This window comes from Spinactinospora alkalitolerans, assembly GCF_013408795.1.
Lineage (GTDB): Bacteria > Actinomycetota > Actinomycetes > Streptosporangiales > Streptosporangiaceae > Spinactinospora > Spinactinospora alkalitolerans.
This window is the reverse complement of record NZ_JACCCC010000001.1, coordinates 4,193,762-4,213,985: the sequence shown is the minus strand read 5'-3', so window position 1 is coordinate 4,213,985 and position 20,224 is coordinate 4,193,762. Positions and strand designations below refer to the sequence as shown.

The following is a 20,224-nucleotide window of genomic DNA, read 5'->3' as shown; positions in this document are numbered from 1 at the left end:
GATGCCCACCGGAGCCCGCGACATCACCGAGACGATGCTCGGCTTCGTGCGCGCGCTGCGGGCCGGCGGGGTGCGCTCCGGCACCGGGCGGGCGCGGGCGTTCTTCGACGCCCTGGACGCGCTCGACGTCACCGATCCCGAGGCGGTCTACTGGGCCGGCCGCCTGACGCTGTGCTCGGGCCCCGCCGACCTGCGGCGCTACGACGCCTGCTTCGCCTACTACTTCTCGGCCGACCCGCTGCGCCCCGCGGCCCGGACCCCGCCGGTCACCGTGCTGCGCCCGGTGATGTGGCCCTCGGGGCGCGACCGGACCCGGGGCGAGGACGACCCCGACCCCCAGCACCTGGCCGCGGCCAGCGACGCCGAGGTGCTGCGCTCCCGCGACATCGCGACCCTCACCGAGGGGGAGCGGGCCGAGGTCGCCCGGCTGCTCGGCCTGCTGGCCACCCGCCGCCCGCACCGCCGCACCCACCGCACCGCCCCGGCCAGGCGCGGCCGGCTCGATCACCCGCGCACCCTGCGCGCCACCCTGCGCCAGGGCGGCGAGCCGCTGCGGCTGCTGCGGCGGGACAGGACCACCCGGCCGCGCCGCGTGGTGCTCCTGATCGACGTGAGCGGCTCGATGTCGCCCTACGCCGACGCCCTGCTGCGCCTGGCGCACGCCGTCGCCCGCGGGCACCCCGGCCACACCGAGGTCTTCAGCGTCGGCACCCGGCTCACCCGGCTCACCCGGGAGATGCGCGTCCGCGACCCCGATGTCGCCCTCGCCGCCGCGGGGGCGGCCATCCCCGACTGGAGCGGCGGCACCCGGCTCGGCGTGGAGCTCAAGGAGTTCCTCGACGTGTACGGGCAGCGCGGGATGGCGCGCGGCTCGCTCGCGGTCATCGCCTCCGACGGCTGGGAGCGCGGGGACGCCGCCCTGCTGGGGACCCAGATGGCGCGGCTGTCCCGACTGGCCCACCGGACCGTCTGGGCCAACCCGCACAAGGCGCAGCCCGGCTACGAGCCGCTGACCGCGGGGATGCGGGCGGCCCTGCCGCACGTCGACGACTTCGTGTCCGGCCACAGCCTGGACGCGCTGGAGGAGCTGGCCACCGCCGTCATCGGCGGGCGGGTCAAAAGAGGAGGAGCAGGTGCGTGACATCCGCAACGCCATCGCCGATCTCTACGCGACCGGTGAGACATTCGCCCTCGCCACGGTGATCGACACCTACCGCAGTTCTCCGCGCGAGGCCGGGGCCGCCATGGCGGTGAGCGCTTCGGGGGAGGTGATCGGCAGCGTCTCCGGCGGCTGCGTGGAGGGCGCGGTCTACGAACTGGCCCAGGAGGTCATCCGGACCGGGACGCCGGTGCGCGAACGCTACGGGGTCAGCGACGACGAGGCGTTCGCCGTCGGTCTGACCTGCGGCGGGACCCTGCACGTCCTGGTGGAGCCGATCGACCCGCCGCGCCATCCGCAGCTCGGCGAGATCATCGCGGCGGTCAACGAGCACCGGCCGGTGGCCGTGGCGACCGTGGTCTCGGGGCCGGGCCCACTGGGTGCCCGCAGGATCGTCTGGCCGGAGCGCGCCGAGGGCGGACTGGGCACCGAGCGCCTGGACGCGGCCGTCGACGACGACGCCCGCGGCATGCTCGCCCAGGGACGCACCGGGACCCTGCGCTACGGCGCCGACGGCCAGCGCCGCGGCGACGAGCTGGAGGTGTTCGTGCAGTCCTTCGCCCCGGCCCCGCGCATGCTCGTCTTCGGCGCCATCGACTTCGCCGCCGCCGTCGCCAACATCGGTTCCTACCTGGGCTACCGGGTCACGGTGTGCGACGCGCGACCGGTCTTCGCCACCTCCAAGCGCTTCCCGCAGGCCGACGAGGTGGTGGTCATGTGGCCGCACCGATACCTGGCCGAGATCGAGGCCGAGATCGACGAGCGCACCGCGATCTGCGTGCTCACCCACGATCCCAAGTTCGACGTGCCCGTGCTGGAGGTGGCGCTGCGCTCCCGCGCCGGCTACATCGGGGCCATGGGCAGCCGCCGCACCCACGACGACCGGATGGCCCGTCTGCGCGAGGTCGGCGTGGCCGAGCGGGACCTGGCGCGGCTGCGCTCGCCGATCGGGCTGGACCTCGGCGCGCGCACGCCGGAGGAGACCGCGGTGTCCATCGCCGCCGAGCTCATCCAGACCCGCTGGGGCGGCAGCGGCCGGCCGCTGACCGCGGTGGACGGGCCGATCCACCACACGCCCCTGGTGGCGGCCCCGGTCTGACCGGGCGCGGGGCGGGGGGAGCCCCGCACGCGGAACCCGGCGACCGGAAGCGGTCACCGGTGCGGGTGAGAAAGTGGACGGCCCGGGGTAACCGGTCACGTCATCGGGTTGATAGGGGAGGTAACGGGCGCTCTGTCCCGATCGGGGCCGCGCTCCGGCACCCCGCGGACCGTGGCATCATCGCGGCATGACGACACGCGATCGCGGGGGAGAGGGCCGATCGGTCGCCGGTCTCCTGCTCGCCGCCGGCCGGGGCAGCCGACTGGGACGGCCCAAGGCACTGGTCGAGCTGGCGGGGGAGCGCCTGGCCGACCGGGGCGTCCGCATCCTGCGCGAGGGCGGTTGCGCGCCGATCTACGTGGTGACCGGCGCCGCCGAGGTCACCGTGGAGGGCGCCGCCGGGGTGCACAACCCCGACTGGACCAGCGGGATGGGGTCCTCGCTGCGCGCCGGGCTGCGGAGCCTGCCCGAGGGGGTCGACGCCGTGGTGATCGCACTGGCCGACCAGCCGCTGGTGACGGCGGCCGCGATCGAGCGGCTCGTCTCCGCCTACGAGGGGGGAGCCCGGGCCGCCGTGGCCACTTACGCCGGCAACCCGCGCAACCCCGTCCTGCTCGGCCGGGAGCACTGGCCCAGCGTCCACGCGCTGGCCGAGGGCGACGTCGGGGCCCGGCCGTTCCTGCGCGCCTACTCCCACCTCATCACCCCGGTCGCCTGCGACGGGGTCGCCCGCCCCGACGACATCGACACCCCCGAGGACCTGGACCGCCTGCGCGAGCTGCTCTCCTAGGGCGGCCCCCGCCCCGTTCCTGCCGCGTCGATCTTGACCTTGGGTTTTGACCTCGGCCATCGGGGGTCGTGAAGCCTCAACCACAGGAGGGATCCGCGGTGGTTGGGCGACGGTGCACGCCGTCCCCGGCCTCAGGGGGTCGTGAACCTCAGCCCAAGGAGGGACCCGCACGCCATCCCTCCTGGGGCGGGCCTACACGACCCCCCGGAGTCGAGGTGGAGGGGATCCGCCCGCACGCCGTCCCTCCTGGGGCTGGACTTGAAGACCCCCTGGGGTCGAGGTTAAAACTCAAGTTGGCCTTATGGGGGTTATCGCAACGTTTTCAGGCCCGATAAGGACAAGATCGGCGAGTCTCGGTAAGCCCCCGGAGACTACTCCAAAGGATCGGTGCGCAGGATTCCGTAGGTCGACTCCGACGACGCCCCGGGGGCCAGCACGATCAGGTCCTCGCCGGAGGCGAACGCGTTCGGCGGGCAGGTCATCGGCTCCACCGCGATGCCGCGCCGGTTGATGCCCGACTCGGGCCGGTCCGCGCTGAACACCTGCAGCCAGCCGTAGCTCGCGTCGGCCCACAGCGCCACGCAGATCGTGTCGTCGGAGAGGAACGCCCACGCCCGGCCGTCGGACTCGCGGACCAGGTCGGTGAACGCCGTGTCGAGCTGCGTCCCGCCGAACCGCCGGGGCCGCAGGAAGTCGCAGGGGGTCCCCTCCACCGGGCGCGGCGGGCCCGCGGGCAGCAGCCGGTCGTCCACGGGCAGGTAGGACGAGGCGGGCAGCCGCAGGACGGCGTCGTCGACCGGTTCACCCAGGGTGAGGAAATCGTGCGACCCGTTGCCGTAGGGGGCGGGGGAGTCGCCGATGTTGTGGGCGGCGATGCGCACGGTGAGCCCGGTGTCGGCGGCGAGCTCGTAGGCGACGTTCAGTTCGAGTCGGAACGGGTACCCCCGCGCGCCCTCGAGCGTGTAGCCGAGCTCGACCCGGTTCTCCGTGTGCTTCAGCGGCTCCCACGGCTTGGTGCGGGTGAGCCCGTGGATCGCGGTGTCGTAGGCCGGTTCGGTGATGTCGAGCCGGTGGACGGCGCCGCCGAAGGCGTAGCGCCCGCGGTCGATCCGGTTCGGCCAGGGCAGCAGCACCTGGCCCTGGGAGAGTTGGGGGCCGTCGGCGGGGCGGTAGCTGAGGATCAGGTCGCGGTCCCGCCACGTCAGGGAACGCAGCGTCGCTCCCCGCCCGTCCACGATCGCCTGGTAGCCGTCGGCCTCGATGCGGTACTCGCCGGGCGCTTCACCTGCTGAATGCGTGTCCATCAACCAGTGATCATACTCACTGGGATCAGCACGCCCGTACCCAGGTAGAACAGTCCGCCGGCGAGCAGGCGCACGGCCATCACGATCGAACCCGCCACGGCCAGGCGGTAGGCCATGAGCTGGGTTCTGGCCTTGCGGCGCCGGTTGGCCGCTGTGCGGCCGAGCAGCCACAGGGCGAGGCCCAGGGCCACGGAGAACCACCACACCAGGCCGACCCCGCCGGGGATCAGCGCCATGGCGCCGCGGGCGAGTCCGGACAGCGCGCTGATCGGGGCGCTGCCGGCGAACGCGGTCAGCGCGTCCAGCGCCGAGGTCAGGGCGGGCGTGTCGCCGGACAGGCCGCGGGACTCCCACAGCCACAGGCCGACGCCGTCGAGCACGCCCAGCAGCCCGGCCGGGTAGGCGAACCTGCGGCAGCGGCCGGCGCCCATCGCGCGCTGGATCTGGCGCATGCCGCGGTTCACCCGCTCGGCCTCGGCCGCACGGCGGCGCTCGGCCCGGCGGTGCTCGGAGGCGGTCAGCGGCCGCCCGTCGGCGGAGTAGGGCGGAGGACCCGCGGGGTCGTGCGGCGGGGCGCCGCGGGGCCCTGACAGCCGTTCGCGCAGGCCCGCCCACCCGGCGCCCGCAGCGTTGACCGTCCGTTCCCACAGGCCCCGGCGGCGCGCGCGGCTGTCCTCGCGGTCGCGGTCCCGCTGCAGGGCGCCGGCCCGCGCCGCGCTCGGCAGCAGCAGCACGGCGGTGACCAGCGCGGCGTTCGCGGTCACCTCGCCCCGCCGCCCGCGCAGGCCGATCCCGCGCTGCTCCCGCCACCACGGCGTGCGCGGGGCGTCGCTGCGCTGCGCCGGGTGCCAGGACTGCGCGCGCAGCAGCCGCCGGTGGCGCGCAGGGGCTTCGGGATCGAGGACGAGCTCGACGGCGCGCGCCCACGCGGCGTCCCATTCGTGCGCGCCGGGCCGGTCCGGCCCCTGGGCATCGGTGCGCGCCAGCCGGTCGACGGTCGTCTCGACCTGCCGCATCACCAGCGGGACCTCGTGCTGGACCCGCTCCAGCAGGGCGCACCGGTTGGTGCCCTCGGCGCGGCATCCGGGATGGTCGCACCAGTGCCGGGCGGCGAAGCCGAGCGCGCCCAGTTCGACGGCCTCGCGCAGCGCGGCGTGTCGGCTGCCCTCGCCGGTGGCGAGCGCGAGCACGCCCTCCGCGCTGACCTCGTGGCCCCGGTAGCGTGGCGGCATGCCCGGGACGAACCGCGCGGCCAGCGCGCTGATGGCCAGGTGCGCGCGCTCGGGGTGCTCCTCCAACTGCGTCAGATGGCCGCGGTCGAAGGTGAAGTCGCGGACCTCGCGGTCCAGCCAGGTGCGCAGGATCCGGCTGTGCGTGCGCAGCCACACTTCGCCCTTGTCGGAGCGGTCCAGCAGGTCGAAGGCGAGGCTGGGCGGATCGTCGTGGGAGACGTCGGCGAACCTGATGGGGGCGTGCCTGCGCGCCTTGACCACCTGCGGGCGCTCGCCGGCCAGCCACTGCACGACCTCGGCGTGGCCCCAGCGCGCATCGGGCACGGGGGTGAGCAGGCCGCGCGCCAGCAGCCGCCAGCGCTCATCGGTGATGGCGGAGACGTCGACCTCGGTGGTGCGCGCGGTCAGCCAGTTCTCCCCCCGCGCCGGCCGCCGGCCGGTCATCAGCTCGTGCACCATCACGCCCAGCGACCACCACGCCGCGGGCGCCTCGCGGCGGCCTTCGACGACCTCGGGGGCCGCGTAGTCCTCGGTGATGGCCAGTCCGCCGTAGACCCGGCTCATGGTGGCGCGGACCGCGCCGCCGAAGTCGGTGAGCGCGAAGACCGGCGGGTCGAGCCGCCGCACCAGCAGGTTCTCCGGTTTGACGTCGGTGTGGTTGTGCTGCAGCGACTCCTGCCAGTGGTGCAGGCACTCGGCGACCGCGGCGACGATCAGGCGGGCTCGGTCCTGCGGCAGGGGCGCCTCGTCGATCAGGGCGCGCAGCGATCCGTCGGCGAAGTACTCCTGGGCCTCCCAGGCCAGCTCCTCGCCCCAGGAGCTGCGGGCGTGGCCGTAGCCGTGGATGGCGGGGGCGTGCGGGTCGGCGGTGCCGCGGGCGCGCAGCCGGTCGAGCAGCTCCCGGTTGATGTCGTGGCCCGGGCGGTAGACCTTGAGCGCGATCCTGCGCGCCGGGGCGCCGTCGGCCCGCCCGGCCGCACCGGTCCTCTCGACGGGCTCGGCGAGGTAGACGACGGCCTCCCCGCCGGAGCCGATGTGGTCCAGGACATCGTAGTCGCGCCGCAGTTCGGCGGGGATGGCGTAGTCGAGCTCCCCGGCCGGGCCCACCACGACCCGGGAGACCAGTCTGCTGAACCACTCCAGCAGCGGGCGCAGCACGCGGCGCCACCACGGCGGGTCGGCCGCCGCGCCGCGCGCGGGGGTGTCGAGGCGGCGGGTGCGCGGCTGCGCGGGCAGCGTGGCCGTGCGTTCGGCCTCGACGGGAGCCGCGGCCCTGGCGCCGCCCGGCCGCAGCACGGCGGTGACCCAACGCGTCCGGCCCTGACCGCGGTCGAGCCTGGTGGTGGGCGCCACGGGTTCGACCTTGCGCGTTGGCGAGGTCGGGTCGGAGGGCTCGGATGTGGCCATCTGCAGGCGCTGTCTTTCGGCTGGTCGGCTGTTGGACGCGAACGTCGGTGCTCTCCAGGGTAGGCGAGGCCGACTCGCCGGGTCGCGCGCGATCGTCCGGGTATTTCCCTTAGGGGACCGGCCTTGTCGGGGGATGGGGGCGTTGGTTACATTGGCTCATTGGCTAGGCCAATTTTCCGGCGCCGCGCCGCGTCCGGAAGAACCCGGGGTCCGGCCGGAGTCTTCTTCGAGGAGGGGTTGTCAATGACGAACGCCGGCGGACCGCTGTCCGGCATCGTGGTGCTGGATCTGTCGCGCGCCCTGGCCGGGCCGCACGCCGCGATGCTCCTCGGCGACCTGGGCGCACGGGTCATCAAGGTGGAGCAGCCGGGGACCGGCGACGACACCCGGGGCTGGGGGCCGCCGTTCGTCGGACCCGACGACGAGCCGATCAGCACCTACTTCCTCTCGTGCAACCGCAACAAGGAGTCGGTCGAGCTGGACCTGAAGTCCGACGACGGCCGCGAGCAGCTCACCCGGCTGGTGCGGGCCAGCGACGTGCTCGTGGAGAACTTCCGCCCCGGCGTGCTGGACCGGCTGGGCTTCTCCATGGAGAGGCTGCACGAGCTCAACCCCCGCCTGGTGATCTGCTCGATCAGCGGGTTCGGCCACGACGGCCCCGAAGGCGGGCGGGCCGGCTACGACCAGATCGCCCAGGGCGAGGCCGGCCTGATGAGCATCACCGGTCCCTCGCAGGAGGAGCCCACCAAGGTCGGGGTGCCCATCGGCGACCTGCTCGCCGGGCTGCACGGCGCCTACGGCACGCTCAGCGCCCTGTACGAGCGGGAGCGGACCGGAGAGGGCCGGGTGGTGCGCACCTCGCTGCTGTCCTCCATCGTCGGGGTGCACGCCTTCCAGGGGACGCGTTGGACCGTGGCGGGGGAGGTCCCCCGGCCCATCGGCAACCACCACCCCTCGATCGCGCCCTACGGCGCCTACTCCTGCGCCGACGGCATGCTCCAGGTGGCGGTCGCCAGCGAGGGGCAGTGGGCCAAGTTCGCCGGCCTGCTCGGCATCGACGCGGCCGACCCGCGCTTCGCCCGCAACGCCGACCGGGTCGCCAACCGCCCGGACCTCAACGCCGAGATCGAGGCGGTGCTGGCCACCGCGCCCCGCGACACATGGCTGGCCCGCATCGGCGAGGTCGGCATCCCCTGCGGCGCGATCCGCACCGTCGACCAGGTCTACGAGTGGGACCAGACGCGCTCGCAGGGCCTGCTGCTCACGGTCGACCACCCGGTGCTCGGCGCGATCGACCTGCCCGGCCCCGCCGTGCGCTTCGACGCCCGCTCGCAGGAGGGCGCCGAAGGCGCTGCCGGCCGCTCCGAGCACCTGCCGCCGCCCACTCTGGGCGAGCACAACGACAGCGTCCGCGCCTGGCTGGACGAACTCGACGCCCGCGGCTAGCGCGGGAACGCGCGGGCTCCCCGGTCCGCGGAGAACGGCTGACGGGGCCGCCGGTGCACGCACCGGCGGCCCCGCTGCGCGCAGCGGGGCCGTCACCGGGCCGGAGCCGCAGGGAGAGGGGCTCAGCCGTCCTGGCGGGTGAACTCGGCGTCGATCTCGATCTTGATCTTGTCGCCCACGACCACGCCGCCGCTCTCCATCGGCGTCTCGATGTCCACGCCGAACGCCTTGCGGCTGATCTCGGTCTCGGCGTGGAAACCGGCGCGCTGCATGCCGTAGGGGTCGACGGTGGCGCCGTTGAACTCCATGGCGAGCTCGACCGGGCGGGTGTTGCCCTTGATGGTGAGGTCGCCGGTGACGACGAGGTCCTCGCCGTCCTGGCGGATCCCGGTGGAGACGAAGGTGAACTCCGGGTGGTCGGCGGCGTCGAAGAAGTCGGCGGAGCGCACGTGCTCGTCGCGCTGCTCCTGGTTGGTGTTGATCGAGGAGGCGTCGATGGTGGCGCGCACCGAGGACTGGGCGGGGTCCTCGGGGACGGTCAGCGTGGCGTCGAACTTCTCGAACCGGCCGCGCACCCTGCTGACCATCATGTGCCGGACCGAGAAACCGACCTCGGAGTGGGCGGCGTCGATCTGCCAGGTGCCCGGGAGTATCTGCTGCTGGACCATGGTGTCTCCTGTGGTCGTCGGAGTCGGGCGGGACGTCCCCGCCGCCGGACGCGGCGGCGAGAAACTTTCTTCGAAAGAATCTTTCTAGGAAAAAGGATAGTCGGAAATCATGGACGCGCAAGTACGATGTCCGACATGAGCGAGGTCGACTGGCTGGACGCCGACGAGCAGCGAATCTGGCGGAGCTACCTCGTCGTCAACTCCCTGCTGGAGGAGCGTCTCGACCGCGATCTGCAAAGACGCAACGGTCTCACCCTCGTCGAGTACGGCATCCTGGTGCACCTCTCGGAGGCCGAGGGGCAGCGGATGCGCATGCGCACCCTCGCCGACACCGTGATCGTCTCCAAGAGCCGCCTCTCCCATCAGGTGGCACGCCTGGAACGCGACGGCCACGTGCGCAGGGAGAGCTGCTCGGAGGACCGGCGCGGCTCCTGGGCCGTGCTCACCGCCCAGGGGGAGAAGGCGCTGCGGGAGGCCGCGCCCGGCCACGTCGCCGCCGTCCGCGCCGGCCTCTTCGAGCGGCTCAGCGACGAGCAGGTCAAGCGGCTCGGCGAGATCATGGAGATCGTCGAACGCGGCCTGCGCGGCGACGAACCGCGGTGACCGCCCTCTTTTGACCTGATCCGCCCACCCGCGCCCACCCGGAGCAAGTAGAGTCACGTGTCGTGACGGGACCCAGCATCATCGGCGCACGCAACTTCCGCGATGACGACGGAAGCGCCGACCCCCAGGTGAGTGAGAAGCTGGCGGCCTACGCCGAAGGCGCCGTCGGCGACCGCCAGGTACTGGCCGTGCTCGCCCCGTCCCGGCTCCTGGTGCCGGTGGTCACCGTCCCGACGGAGGTCGAAGAGGGCGCCGACGGCCTCAAGCGGGACAAGAAGAGCGAGGTGGCGCTGCCGATCCTGGTCGGCAAGGACGGCCGCAGGGGCGTGCTCGCCTTCACCTCCGTCGAGACCGCCGGACTCTGGCGCAAGGACGCCCGGCCGGTGCCCACGAGCACGGTGGAGGCGTGCCAGGCCGCCGTCGAAGAGGGGGCCGACGCCCTCGTGGTCGACATCGCGGGCCCGGTCACCTACGCCGTCCAGGGCCGGTTCCTCACCGCCCTCGCCGAGAAGGGGGCCGTCCCGGCGCCCAAGGAGGACCCGCAGGTCCTGGCGATGATCTACCGGATCACCCACACCGAGTTCGGGATCGAGCGCGTGCGCATCCACGACTCCGAGCGCGCTGACATCGGCGTGCGCCTGGAACTGGACCGGCGCGACGACGAGTCCCTGCGCCGGGTCGCCCAGCGCCTGGCCGACGAACTCGCCCCGATGCTCCCCGGGGGCGTCGAACTCAGCGCCGTGGTCCGCGCCAGGCGCGAGGACTGACCGGGCCGGAGGGGCCGCGGCTCCGGCGGCGCTCCGCGGCGGCCGATCCGCGGGGATCCCCGAACCGGGCGGGGCGGGGCCCCTCTAGCCTGTCGCCCATGCGACGTCGCGCAGTACTGTCCGCGCTGAGCGCGGAGACCGGGATCCTGCTCGAACGGCTCGCGGCCCTCGGCGCCGCGGACTTCCGCCGACCGACCCGGTGCGAGCCCTGAGACGTGGCGGCGCTGGCCGCGCACACCCTCGGCGCGCTGCACCGGGTGGCCGTGATGCCGGCCGAGCCGGCCCCGGAGCGCGCGGAGAGGTCCGCGGTCGACTACTACAGCCCGGACGCCCGGTTCTCCTCCGAGGTCAACGACGACCGGGTACGCAGCGCGCAGGAGGCTGCGCGGGGCCACGCCGACCCGCGCGGGATCGTCGCGCGGGGCGAACGGGTCTGGCGGGAGCTGCGGCCGCAACTCGACGCCGCGCCCGAGAACCGGGTCGTGCGGACCCGGCACGGCGATGCGATGCTGCTCACCGACTTCCTGGCGACGCGGGTCGTCGAGCTCGTCCTGCACGGCCTGGACCTGGCCGACGCGCTGGAGCGCGCCCCGTGGACGGCACCGGAGGCCCTGGCCGTCGTGGAGGGGCTCCTGACCGAGCGGGCCGACAAGGAGGCGCTGGCGCGCACCGGGCTCAGCGGGCTGCGCCTGGTCAGGGCCGCGACCGGCCGTGAACTCCCCGGCGACCCCGGACGTCCGGCCCTGGCCGGAACCGGCGTGCACGACCTGGCCCTGGGGTGAGTCTTCACGGCAGGCGGGTTCCGCCGATCCCGGCCTTACCTTTTCCGGCGCCCCGGCACGGAGGAAGCGGAGGAACCGGTCGGCCGCGATGTCCTAGAGTTCGGCCCATGCCCCCCTCCCTCGCGGCCGTCCTCACCGCCGTGGTCCTGGCCGTCCTCGGCGGCGCGGCCGGCGCCTTCGCCGGGCGCGTGGTCCCGCTGTTCCACGACTACGAGCCCGGACCCGACGACGCGGGGCCGCCGCCCCCGTGCTGCCCGCACTGCGGCGCCAGGGTCGCCTGGCGCCGGTGGGCCCCGCTGCCGGGGCGCCTGGTCGGCACCGGGCGCTGCGCGGCGTGCGCGGTCCGGGTGCGCGCACCGATCGCCGCGGTCGCCTCACTGGCCGCCGCGGCACTCGGTCTGCTGGGGCTGCTGCGCCCGGAATGGTCCCCGCTCGAACTGCTCGCGTTCGCCTTCTTCGGACTCTGGGGCGTGCTGCTCGCCGTCATCGACGCCCGCACCCGCCGGCTGCCCAACCCGCTGGTCCTTCCGGCCTATCCCGTGGCGCTGGTGCTGGTCGGCCTGGCCTCGCTGACCGCGCGGAACGGATACGGGCACCTGGTGGGCGCGCTCATCGGGATGGCCGGCCTCGCGGCGTTCTACTGGCTGCTGTGGTTCATCTACCCGGCCGGCATGGGCTGGGGCGACGTCAAGCTGTCGGGGCTCCTCGGGCTGTACCTCGGCTGGACCGGGCTCGGCGCCGTGGTCTCCGGCACCTTCGCCGCGTTCCTGCTCTCCGCCTGCTTCGGGCTCGTGCTCATCCTGCTGGGCAGGGCCACCCGCAAGACCCAGATCCCGTTCGGCCCCTTCATGCTCATCGGGGCGTTCGCCGTCATCCTCCTCGGCGACCCGCTGCCCGCGCTGCTGGGGTAGCCGCCGGATCCGCGCGCCCCCGCGGCCCCCGCCGCGGACGCCGCCGGTGAACATCAGCCCCAGCCCCAGCACCAGCAGCACCCCGGTGATGACCGTCAGGCCGCCGCCGTCCGGCCCGACGGAGGCGCGGAACAGCGCGCCGGCCCCGGCGAACACCAGCGTCCAGACCGAACTGCCGATCATGGCCCACAGAAGGAAGCGCCGGAACGGCATCCCCACCGTGCCCGCCAGGATCGGCACGATGGCGTGCACCACGGAGACGAACCGGGAGCCGACGATCGCCATCCCGCCGTCGCCGGCGCGCCGGCCGCAGCCCGGGCAGCGCCGCAGCCCCGGGACCGGCGCCGCGCCGCCGCCCGCGGTGCAGCGGCCGGCGGAGTGTGCCAGCAGGTCCTCGGCGTGCCGCCAGTAGCGCTCGCTGATGAGGCGGCCCATCCGGCCGCGGCGGAAGCGGTCGCCGAACCTGCGGCCGATCAGGTAGCCGCCGCTCTCCCCGGCCAGGGCCCCGGTCAGCGTCGCGGCGCAGACCAGCGCGAACTCGGCGGGGTCGGTGGCGCTCGCCCCCGCGAGCACCACCACCGGGTCCCCCGGAACGACCAGGCCGACCAGCGCCGTCGTCTCCACCGCCATGAAGACCAGAACCACCCCGGCCACCAGGAACGGGGGAAGGTCGGCGATGGAGTCGAGGATCGCGTCCAGAAAACCGGTCATGCCGAGGATTCTTCCGGATCCGGACAAGACGCGGACAACCGGAAACGGCGAAGATCAGGGAGCGACCGGGGTTTGCCCCGATGTCTCGGCACCCCTCGGGGCATGGAAAGATCGAGGCATGTTGCGCTGGCTGACCGCAGGGGAGTCCCACGGACCGGCACTCGTCGCGATTTTGGAGGGCCTTCCGGCCGGCGTGTCCGTCACCTCGGACGACATCGCCGCCGCGCTGCGCCGCCGCCGCGCCGGGTACGGCCGGGGCGCCCGCATGAAATTCGAGCAGGATCAGGTCTCCGTCGTCGGGGGCATCCGGCACGGCCGCACGCTGGGCGGCCCCGTCGCCATCGAGGTGGGCAACACCGAGTGGCCCAAGTGGGAACAGGTCATGTCGCCCGACCCGGTGCCGGCGGAGGAACTCGACGGAGTGGCCCGCAACGCGCCGCTGACCCGCCCGCGGCCCGGCCACGCCGACCTCGTCGGCATGCAGAAGTACGGCCACGACGAGGCCCGGCCCGTCCTGGAGCGCGCCAGCGCGCGCGAGACCGCCGCGCGCGTGGCCATCGGCGAGGTGGCCCGCCGCTTCTGCCACCAGGCGCTGGGCGTGCGCATCCTCAGCCACGTCGTCTCCATGGGCGAGGTCGCCGCGCCGGAAGGCCTGCTGCCCGGACCCGACGACCTGGAACGCATCGACGCCGACCCGCTGCGCTGCTCCGACCCCGAGACCAGCGCCCGCATGGTCGCCGAGGTCGACGACACCAGGAAGAGCGGCGACACCCTCGGCGGCGTCGTCGAGGTGCTCGCCTACGGCCTGCCGCCCGGCCTGGGCAGCCACGTCCACTGGGACCGCCGCCTCGACGCCCGGCTGGCCGGGGCGCTCATGGGCATCCAGGCGATCAAGGGCGTGGAGCTCGGCGACGGCTTCCGCACAGCGGCGCGGCGCGGCTCCGTCGCCCACGACGAGATCGAGCCCGGCCCCGACGGCGTGCGCCGCCGCAGCAACCGGGCCGGCGGCGTCGAGGGCGGCATGACCACCGGCGAACCGCTGCGTGTGCGCGCCGCGATGAAGCCCATCGCCACCGTGCCGCGCGCGCTCGACACCGTCGACGTCGCCACCGGCGAGGTCGCCCAGGCCCACCACCAGCGCAGCGACGTCACGGCGGTCCCGGCCGCGGGCGTGGTCGCCGAGGCCATGGTCGCGCTGGTCCTGGCCGAGGCCGCGCTGGAGAAGTTCGGCGGCGACTCGGTGGCCGAGACCGGCCGCAACCTGCGCACCTATCTGGACTCGCTGGCCATCGGCTAGGGAGTGTTCGACGAAGGCCTCCGGATGCGCCTACCGTGTGCTGCTCCGCAGGCTCCGCGGCTTCGCACAGCGGGGCCCCGCCTGGTGGTCGCGAGCCCGGAACGGTGCGAAAGACACGACCCAGCGGCTCACGCCCGGCGGCCGGAGCGGGGCCCGCGAAGGGCCTCCGCGTGAACGAAGGCCCCGCGTGGAGAGGGATTTTCAGATGAGCAAACCGATCGCGGTCATCATCGGCTCGCCCGGCTCGGGCAAGTCCACCGTGGGCCTGGCGCTGGCCGAGCGGCTCGGCGTCGCCCTGACGGACACCGACGCAGAGGTCGAGGCGCGGGCCGGCAAGCCCATCACCGAGATCTTCGTCGACGACGGGGAGGCGGCCTTCCGCGCGCTGGAGCGCGAGGTCGTCTCCGAGGCCCTGGCGAGCGCCACCGGCGTCGTCGCGCTGGGCGGCGGGTCCGTCCTCGACGAGGCCACCCGGGCCGACCTCGCCGGTCACCACGTGGTCTACCTGCAGGTGGAGTTCGCCGACGCCGCCAAGCGCGTCGGCCTGGAGCGGGCGCGGCCGCTGCTGCTCGGCAACCCCAGGGCCAAGCTGAAGGCCCTGCTGGAGGAGCGGCTGCCCATCTACGAGGAGCTGGCGAAGGCCACGGTCTCCACCAGCTCCTACCATCCCGAGGAGGTCGTCGACGCGATCGTCGATGCGCTCCCCCAACCGGAGAACGGATCGCGATGACGGCCACGCGGATCGGTGTCGGCGGCACCTCGGCCCCCTACGACGTCGTCGTGGGCAGCGGCGTCCTCGGCGAGCTCCCCGCTCTCGTGGGCGACCGGGCGGCCCGGGTCGCGGTGATCCACCCTGAGACCCTCGGCGAGGTGGCGCGCCCGGTGTGCGCGGCCCTGGAGGCCGCCGGGCGCACCGTGCACCCGATGCCGGTGCCCGACGGCGAGGCCGCCAAGACCGTCGCCGTGGCCGCCGACCTGTGGGCGCGGCTGGGGCGGGCCGGCTTCACCCGCAGCGACGTCGTGGTCGGCGTGGGGGGCGGCGCGACCACCGACCTCGCCGGGTTCGTCGCGGCGTCCTGGCTGCGCGGCGTGCGCGCGGTCCTCGTGCCCACCACGCTGCTGGGGATGGTCGACGCCGCCGTGGGCGGCAAGACCGGGATCAACACCGACGAGGGCAAGAACCTCGTGGGCGCGTTCCATCCGCCCGCCGGGGTCCTGTGCGACATGGCGACGCTGCCGACCCTGCCCGCCGCGGACTACATCGGAGGCCTGGCCGAGATCATCAAGGCCGGGTTCATCGCCGACCCGGTCATCCTCGACCTCGTCGAGGCCGACCCCGAGGGCGCCGCCCGCCCCGAGGGCCGGCACACCCGCGAGCTGGTCGAGCGGGCGATCGCGGTCAAGGCCGAGGTGGTCTCGGGCGACCTGCGCGAGAGCGGGCGGCGCGAGATCCTCAACTACGGCCACACGCTCGGCCACGCCATCGAGCGCGCCGAGAACTACACCTTCCGGCACGGCTACGCCGTCGCCATCGGCATGGTCTTCGCCGCGGAGCTGGCCGGCCTGGACGGCCGGATCGACGACGCCGTCATCGCGCGCCACCGCACCGTGCTCGCCTCGGTCGGGCTGCCCACCGGATACGCGGGCGAGGCGTGGGAGCGGCTGCGCGACACCATGCGCGTGGACAAGAAGGCCAGGGGCGCCACCCTGCGCTTCGTCGTGCTGGACGGGATCGGCGAGCCGACGATCCTCTCCGGCCCCGCCGACGACCTCCTCGACGCCGCCTACCGGCGGCTGAGCGCCTGATCCGGTGCGGCCGGCGCACGCCCGCACCCCGAACACCCACTAGACTCCTGGGTGGAACGGTTTCGGCTCTTCGACCGGCGCCCGACTTTCGTCAGGGATGGCGCCGCCGACCGGGACCCCGTGTTCCGCGCCGCGCGTCGCATCGCCTCCGGGGCGTGGCCGCGGCATCCTATTCGACTTTGCCTGACCGCTGGGAGAGACGACCGAAGTGGCCACGACGAACGACCTCAAGAACGGCACCACCCTGAAACTCGACGGCGGCGAGCTCTGGAGCGTCGTGGAGTTCCAGCACGTCAAGCCCGGTAAGGGCGGCGCGTTCGTCCGCACCAAGCTGAAGAACATCACCTCCGGCAAGGTCGTCGACAAGACGTTCAACGCCGGCGTCAAGGTCGAGGTCGCCAACGTCGACCGCCGTGACATGCAGTACCTCTACAACGACGGCGAGTCCTACATCTTCATGGACACCCAGACCTACGACCAGCTCTTCGTTCCGAGCGAGGTCGTCGGCAAGAACGCCGGCTACCTGCTGGAGAGCGCGGTCGTGACCGTCGCCGTCAACGAGGGCAACCCGCTCTACATCGAGCTGCCCGCGGCCGTCGAGCTGGAGATCTCCCAGACCGACCCCGGCCTGCAGGGCGACCGCTCCACCGGCGGCACCAAGCCGGCCACGCTGGAGACCGGCGCGGTGATCCAGGTCCCGCTGTTCATCAGCACCGGCGAACGCGTCAAGGTCGACACCCGCACCGGCGACTACCTGGGCCGCGTCAACTGATGACGCGTTCCTTCACCGCACGATCCCTGGCAGGAGACCGATGAGCGGCGCGCGACGCAAAGCCCGCAGACGCGCGGTCGAGGTACTGTACGAGGCTGAGCTGCGCGGTGTCTCCGTGGCCAAGGTGATCGAACGGCGGCGCGCCCAGACCGAGCCGCCGATCAACGAGTTCACCGAGCAACTGGCGGCCGCGGTCGACGAGCGCCGCGAGCGCATCGACGAACTCCTCAACACATACGCCATCGGCTGGACGCTGGAGCGCATGCCGGTGGTCGACCGCAACGTCCTGCGGATGGGCGCCTACGAACTGCTGTGGGCCGCCGACATCCCCGACGGCGTGGCCATCGCCGAGGCGGTCGCGGTGGCCAAGGAGCTGTCCACCGACGAGTCGCCGACGTTCATCAACGGCCTGCTCTCGCGGCTGATGGAGAACAAGGCGTCGCTCGCGCCCTAGCGTGGCCCCGTCCGCGGGGGACAGGAAGGACTCGTACGTGACTGACAAGGCCGGCGCCGCGATCCCCGCGTCCACCACCGGACCGCAGCGCGCCCCGAGCGTGGCGCGCACCGCGGTGGTCTGGGAGGTGCTGCGCGGGGCGCTGGCCAGACTGAGCGCGGAGTCCGACTCCCCGCTGGAGATCGTCGACGCGGGCGGCGGCACCGGCGGCGCCGCCGTCCCGCTCGCCGAGCTCGGCCACAGCGTCACGGTGGTCGAGCCCAGCCCCGACTCGCTGGCGGCCCTGGAGCGCAGGGCGGCCGAGGCCGGCGTGCGCGTGCGGGCGCTGCAGGGGGAGACGCGCGACCTGCCCGAGCTCCTCCCCGCCGGGCACGCGCACCTGGTGCTCATGCACAACGTGCTGGAGTACGTCGACGACCCGCTCGCCGCGCTGGTCGACGTCGCCGGCGTCACGCGCCCCGACGGCGCGGTCAGCCTGCTCGCCACCAACGTGGTGGCCGGGGTGCTGCACCGCGCGATCGCCGGCCACCTGGACGAGGCGCTCCGGCTGCTCAGCGCCTCCGACGGCCGCTGGGGCGAGGCCGACCCGGTGCCGCGCCGCTTCACCGCCGAGCAGATCGTCCGGCTCGCCTCCCAGGCCGGACTGCCCGACACCGAGGTCCGCGGCGTGCGCGTCTTCGCCGACCTGCTGCCGGGCCGGGTCTTCGACGGCGACCCGCAGGCCGGCCGCACGCTGATCGAACTGGAGCAGGCCGCGGCCGTCCACCCGGAGCTGTCCGGGATCGCCACCCAGTTGCACGTGCTCGCGCAGCGCCCGCGGTAGGGCCCGGAGCGGCGATGCCCACCGCGGCCGGTACACCGCGACGCGCGGGACGCATACTGGTGCCATGAGCCGACGCCAACTGGAACGCGGAACGGCGATGCGGGGCGTGGTCGGCCCCGACGGCATCGAGGCGCTGCGTCCCGACACCGCTCCCGACGCCGGCTGCCACATCCTGCACATCGACATGGACGCGTTCTTCGCCAGCGTCGAGCAGCTCCGCAACCCCGGGAGCCGCGGCAGGCCCGTCATCGTCGGCGGCACCGGCGGCCGGGGCGTCGTCGCCTCGGCGAACTACCTCGCGCGCCGCTACGGCGTGCACTCGGCCATGCCCATGGGGCGGGCCCTGCGGCTGTGCCCCGACGCGGTCGTCTTCCCGCCCGACGGCGGCGCCTACCGCCGCGCCTCGGAGGCGGTCATGGACATCTTCCGCTCCGTCACCTCCGAGGTGCAGCCGCTCTCCCTGGACGAGGCCTTCCTCGACGTCTCCGGGGCCCGGCGGCGCCTGGGCGACCCGGTGCGCATCGCCGAGCTGGTCCGGCGGCGCGTCAGCCGGGAGCAGGGGCTCACCTGCTCGGTGGGCGTCGCGGCGACCAAGTTCGTCGCCAAGCTCGCCTCCACTCAGTGCAAGCCCGACGGGCTGCTGCTCGTCCCCACCGAGCGGGTCACCGGTTTCCTGCACCCGCTGCCGGTGGGCGCATTGTGGGGCGTGGGGGACAAGGCCGAGCAGGCGCTGGCCCGGCTGGGGCTGCGCACCATCGGCGACGTCGCCCGCGCCCCGCAGGAGACGCTGCGCCGCGAACTCGGCTCCGCGCTGGGCGACCGGCTCGCGGAGCTGTCGTGGGGGCGGGACGAGCGGACGGTCGTGACCGAGGCGCCCGACAAGAGCGTCGGCGCCGAGGAGACCTTCGCCGCCGACATCGCCGACCCCGAGACCATCCGCCGCGAGCTGCTGCGGCTCGCCGAGAAGGTGGCCCGGCGGCTGCGCGCCGGCGGCCAGGTGGGGCGCACCGTCGTGGTGAAGCTGCGCCGCTCCGACTTCAGCACCGTCACCCGCTCCCGCACGCTGCCGGGGCACACCGACCTCGCCCGCGAGATCAACGCCGCGGCCCGCGGGCTCTACGCGGCCGCCGGCCTGGAGCACGTGCCGCTGCGGCTGGTGGGGGTGCGGGTGGAGGGGCTGGCCGACGCCTCGGAGGTGCACCGCCAGTTGGCCCTCGGTGAGCCGGAGACCGGGTGGCGCGAGGCCGAGCGGGTCATGGACGAAGTGGCCAGGCGCTTCGGCGCGAACGCCATCCGGCCCGCGGCGTTGGCCGACCGTGACAAAAATGACGTATGATCCGGCAACTTCCGGCGGCCGCGGCGCGTTGGAGTAAGTGGGATGGTCATTGCCATTCAACGGGGATTCCCCTGGTGATAAGGGACTTTGGAGGGGGCGTTGGAACCGGTGTTTCGGGCCGACGGTGAGGGTAGGGTGACCCATGTGGGCCATCCAGACGCGGATCTTTTCTTTTCACCGGGAGCTAAGTCACCGTATTCTGGGCATATCACTGGCCATCAGGTTGTTGTTCAGTACCCGTTGCCCCAGTCGGGGACTGTCATTGGGAGGCGCCGTGCCGCTCTCTGAACACGAGCAGCGCATGCTCGCCCAGATCGAGCAGGCGCTGTATGCCGAGGACCCGAAGTTCGCCAATACTGTTCGTCAGACGAACCCGCAGGTCCACTACAAGCGCTGGATCATCAAGGCGTCGATCGGGTTCGTCGTGGGCGTCTGCCTCCTCATGGCGGGCGTGATCGTCCAGCAGCCGGCGATCGGCGCCATCGGGTTCATCGTCATGCTGGCCTGCACCCTGTGGGGTCTGTCCGGATGGCGGCGGGTCTCCGGAGGCGGCCCCGTCGACGCGGGGACGCCGGCTCCCCAGACGAAGCAGCGCCGCCAGCAGCGCCCCGGGATGATGAACCGCTTCGAGGAGCGCTGGCGCCGCCGCCAGGAGGGCGGCGACCACTAGGTTCCACGGCCTCGGCGGCCTCCTGATCCGACCGCGCGTGCCCGCTCACGGCAGAGCCCGTGAGCGGGCACGCGCGTGTCGGAGGCGCTGCCCCGGTCGTATTCGTGGTGCTTCTCTCGGCGACCTTGACCTTGTCGGGGTTATCGCAACGTTTTCAGGCCCCATAAGGCCAAAATCGGCGCCGGAG

The 20,224-nt window shown here is 73.6% G+C and carries 19 protein-coding genes and 1 pseudogene; 16 read left to right on the top strand and 4 right to left on the bottom strand.

Annotated features, from left to right (window positions below):
• Position 1: 1 nt before the first annotated feature.
• From HDA32_RS18645 to HDA32_RS18635, 3 genes are all read left to right on the top strand, one after another.
• Positions 2 to 1,141 (top strand): vWA domain-containing protein, encoded by a 1,140-nt coding sequence (locus HDA32_RS18645; protein ID WP_179644416.1) that lies wholly within the window; start codon positions 2 to 4, stop codon positions 1,139 to 1,141.
• Positions 1,134 to 2,258, top strand: coding sequence for an XdhC family protein (locus tag HDA32_RS18640; RefSeq protein WP_179644414.1), 1,125 nt, complete (start codon positions 1,134 to 1,136; stop codon positions 2,256 to 2,258). Before HDA32_RS18645 ends, HDA32_RS18640 begins: the two co-directional genes overlap by 8 nt.
• A 187-nt stretch (positions 2,259 to 2,445) precedes the next feature.
• Positions 2,446 to 3,048: a nucleotidyltransferase family protein gene (locus tag HDA32_RS18635; protein WP_179644413.1), complete on the top strand. Its 603-nt coding sequence runs from the start codon at positions 2,446 to 2,448 to the stop codon at positions 3,046 to 3,048.
• Positions 3,049 to 3,419: 371 nt separating this feature from the next.
• Here HDA32_RS18635 and HDA32_RS18630 read toward each other — a convergent pair whose 3' ends face one another.
• Both HDA32_RS18630 and HDA32_RS18625 read right to left on the bottom strand, forming a co-directional pair.
• Positions 3,420 to 4,352, bottom strand: coding sequence for an aldose 1-epimerase family protein (locus HDA32_RS18630; RefSeq protein WP_179644412.1), 933 nt, complete (start codon positions 4,350 to 4,352; stop codon positions 3,420 to 3,422).
• Positions 4,352 to 6,991, bottom strand: coding sequence for a protein kinase domain-containing protein (locus HDA32_RS18625; protein WP_179644411.1), 2,640 nt, complete (start codon positions 6,989 to 6,991; stop codon positions 4,352 to 4,354). The genes HDA32_RS18630 and HDA32_RS18625 overlap by 1 nt, the downstream gene beginning before the upstream one ends.
• A gap of 243 nt (positions 6,992 to 7,234) precedes the next feature.
• On the opposite strand from HDA32_RS18625, the gene HDA32_RS18620 reads away from it, so the two are divergent.
• Positions 7,235 to 8,437, top strand: a complete 1,203-nt coding sequence (locus HDA32_RS18620) for a CaiB/BaiF CoA transferase family protein (protein ID WP_179644410.1) — start codon at positions 7,235 to 7,237, stop codon at positions 8,435 to 8,437.
• A 122-nt stretch (positions 8,438 to 8,559) separates the two neighbouring features.
• Here HDA32_RS18620 and HDA32_RS18615 read toward each other — a convergent pair whose 3' ends face one another.
• Positions 8,560 to 9,105 carry a YceI family protein gene (locus HDA32_RS18615; protein ID WP_179644408.1) on the bottom strand — a complete coding sequence of 182 codons (546 nt, stop codon included), beginning with the start codon at positions 9,103 to 9,105 and terminating at the stop codon, positions 8,560 to 8,562.
• A gap of 126 nt (positions 9,106 to 9,231) precedes the next feature.
• Here HDA32_RS18615 and HDA32_RS18610 point away from each other — a divergent pair, with 126 nt between their 5' ends.
• From HDA32_RS18610 to HDA32_RS18595, 4 genes are all read left to right on the top strand, one after another.
• Positions 9,232 to 9,708: a MarR family winged helix-turn-helix transcriptional regulator gene (locus tag HDA32_RS18610; protein ID WP_179644406.1), complete on the top strand. Its 477-nt coding sequence runs from the start codon at positions 9,232 to 9,234 to the stop codon at positions 9,706 to 9,708.
• A 62-nt stretch (positions 9,709 to 9,770) separates the two neighbouring features.
• Positions 9,771 to 10,475 (top strand): SseB family protein, encoded by a 705-nt coding sequence (locus HDA32_RS18605; protein WP_179644404.1) that lies wholly within the window; start codon positions 9,771 to 9,773, stop codon positions 10,473 to 10,475.
• Positions 10,476 to 10,690: 215 nt separating this feature from the next.
• The gene (locus HDA32_RS18600; protein ID WP_312863238.1) at positions 10,691 to 11,257 is read left to right on the top strand and encodes a maleylpyruvate isomerase mycothiol-dependent enzyme family protein; all 567 of its coding nucleotides are present in this window, start codon (positions 10,691 to 10,693) and stop codon (positions 11,255 to 11,257) included.
• 107 nt (positions 11,258 to 11,364) lie between these two features.
• A complete protein-coding gene (locus HDA32_RS18595; RefSeq protein ID WP_179644403.1) occupies positions 11,365 to 12,168 on the top strand; it encodes a prepilin peptidase in 804 nt (267 codons plus the stop codon).
• 195 nt (positions 12,169 to 12,363) lie between these two features.
• Here the strand turns inward: HDA32_RS18595 and HDA32_RS32110 are convergent.
• A pseudogene (locus tag HDA32_RS32110) lies at positions 12,364 to 12,798 on the bottom strand (DedA family protein); the annotation flags it as partial.
• A 199-nt stretch (positions 12,799 to 12,997) separates the two neighbouring features.
• Between HDA32_RS32110 and aroC the strand changes: the two are divergent.
• The 8 genes from aroC to HDA32_RS18550 all read left to right on the top strand — a co-directional run bounded on the left by aroC (position 12,998) and on the right by HDA32_RS18550 (position 20,037).
• Positions 12,998 to 14,176, top strand: coding sequence for a chorismate synthase (gene aroC / locus HDA32_RS18585; RefSeq protein ID WP_179644402.1), 1,179 nt, complete (start codon positions 12,998 to 13,000; stop codon positions 14,174 to 14,176).
• 205 nt (positions 14,177 to 14,381) lie between these two features.
• Complete coding sequence (locus tag HDA32_RS18580; RefSeq protein ID WP_179644400.1) at positions 14,382 to 14,906, top strand: shikimate kinase; 525 nt, start codon at positions 14,382 to 14,384, stop codon at positions 14,904 to 14,906.
• Positions 14,903 to 15,982, top strand: coding sequence for a 3-dehydroquinate synthase (aroB, locus tag HDA32_RS18575; RefSeq protein ID WP_179644399.1), 1,080 nt, complete (start codon positions 14,903 to 14,905; stop codon positions 15,980 to 15,982). Before HDA32_RS18580 ends, aroB begins: the two co-directional genes overlap by 4 nt.
• A gap of 208 nt (positions 15,983 to 16,190) precedes the next feature.
• Positions 16,191 to 16,754, top strand: coding sequence for an elongation factor P (gene efp / locus HDA32_RS18570; protein WP_179644397.1), 564 nt, complete (start codon positions 16,191 to 16,193; stop codon positions 16,752 to 16,754).
• A 40-nt stretch (positions 16,755 to 16,794) separates the two neighbouring features.
• Entirely contained in the window at positions 16,795 to 17,208 is a 414-nt protein-coding gene (gene nusB, locus HDA32_RS18565; RefSeq protein ID WP_179644396.1) for a transcription antitermination factor NusB, read from the top strand.
• Between the two features lie 37 nt (positions 17,209 to 17,245).
• Positions 17,246 to 18,031, top strand: coding sequence for a methyltransferase domain-containing protein (locus tag HDA32_RS18560; RefSeq protein ID WP_179644394.1), 786 nt, complete (start codon positions 17,246 to 17,248; stop codon positions 18,029 to 18,031).
• A gap of 64 nt (positions 18,032 to 18,095) precedes the next feature.
• A complete protein-coding gene (locus HDA32_RS18555; protein WP_179644392.1) occupies positions 18,096 to 19,367 on the top strand; it encodes a DNA polymerase IV in 1,272 nt (423 codons plus the stop codon).
• A gap of 274 nt (positions 19,368 to 19,641) precedes the next feature.
• Entirely contained in the window at positions 19,642 to 20,037 is a 396-nt protein-coding gene (locus HDA32_RS18550; RefSeq protein WP_179644390.1) for an SCO2097 family morphological protein, read from the top strand.
• Positions 20,038 to 20,224: the final 187 nt, after the last annotated feature.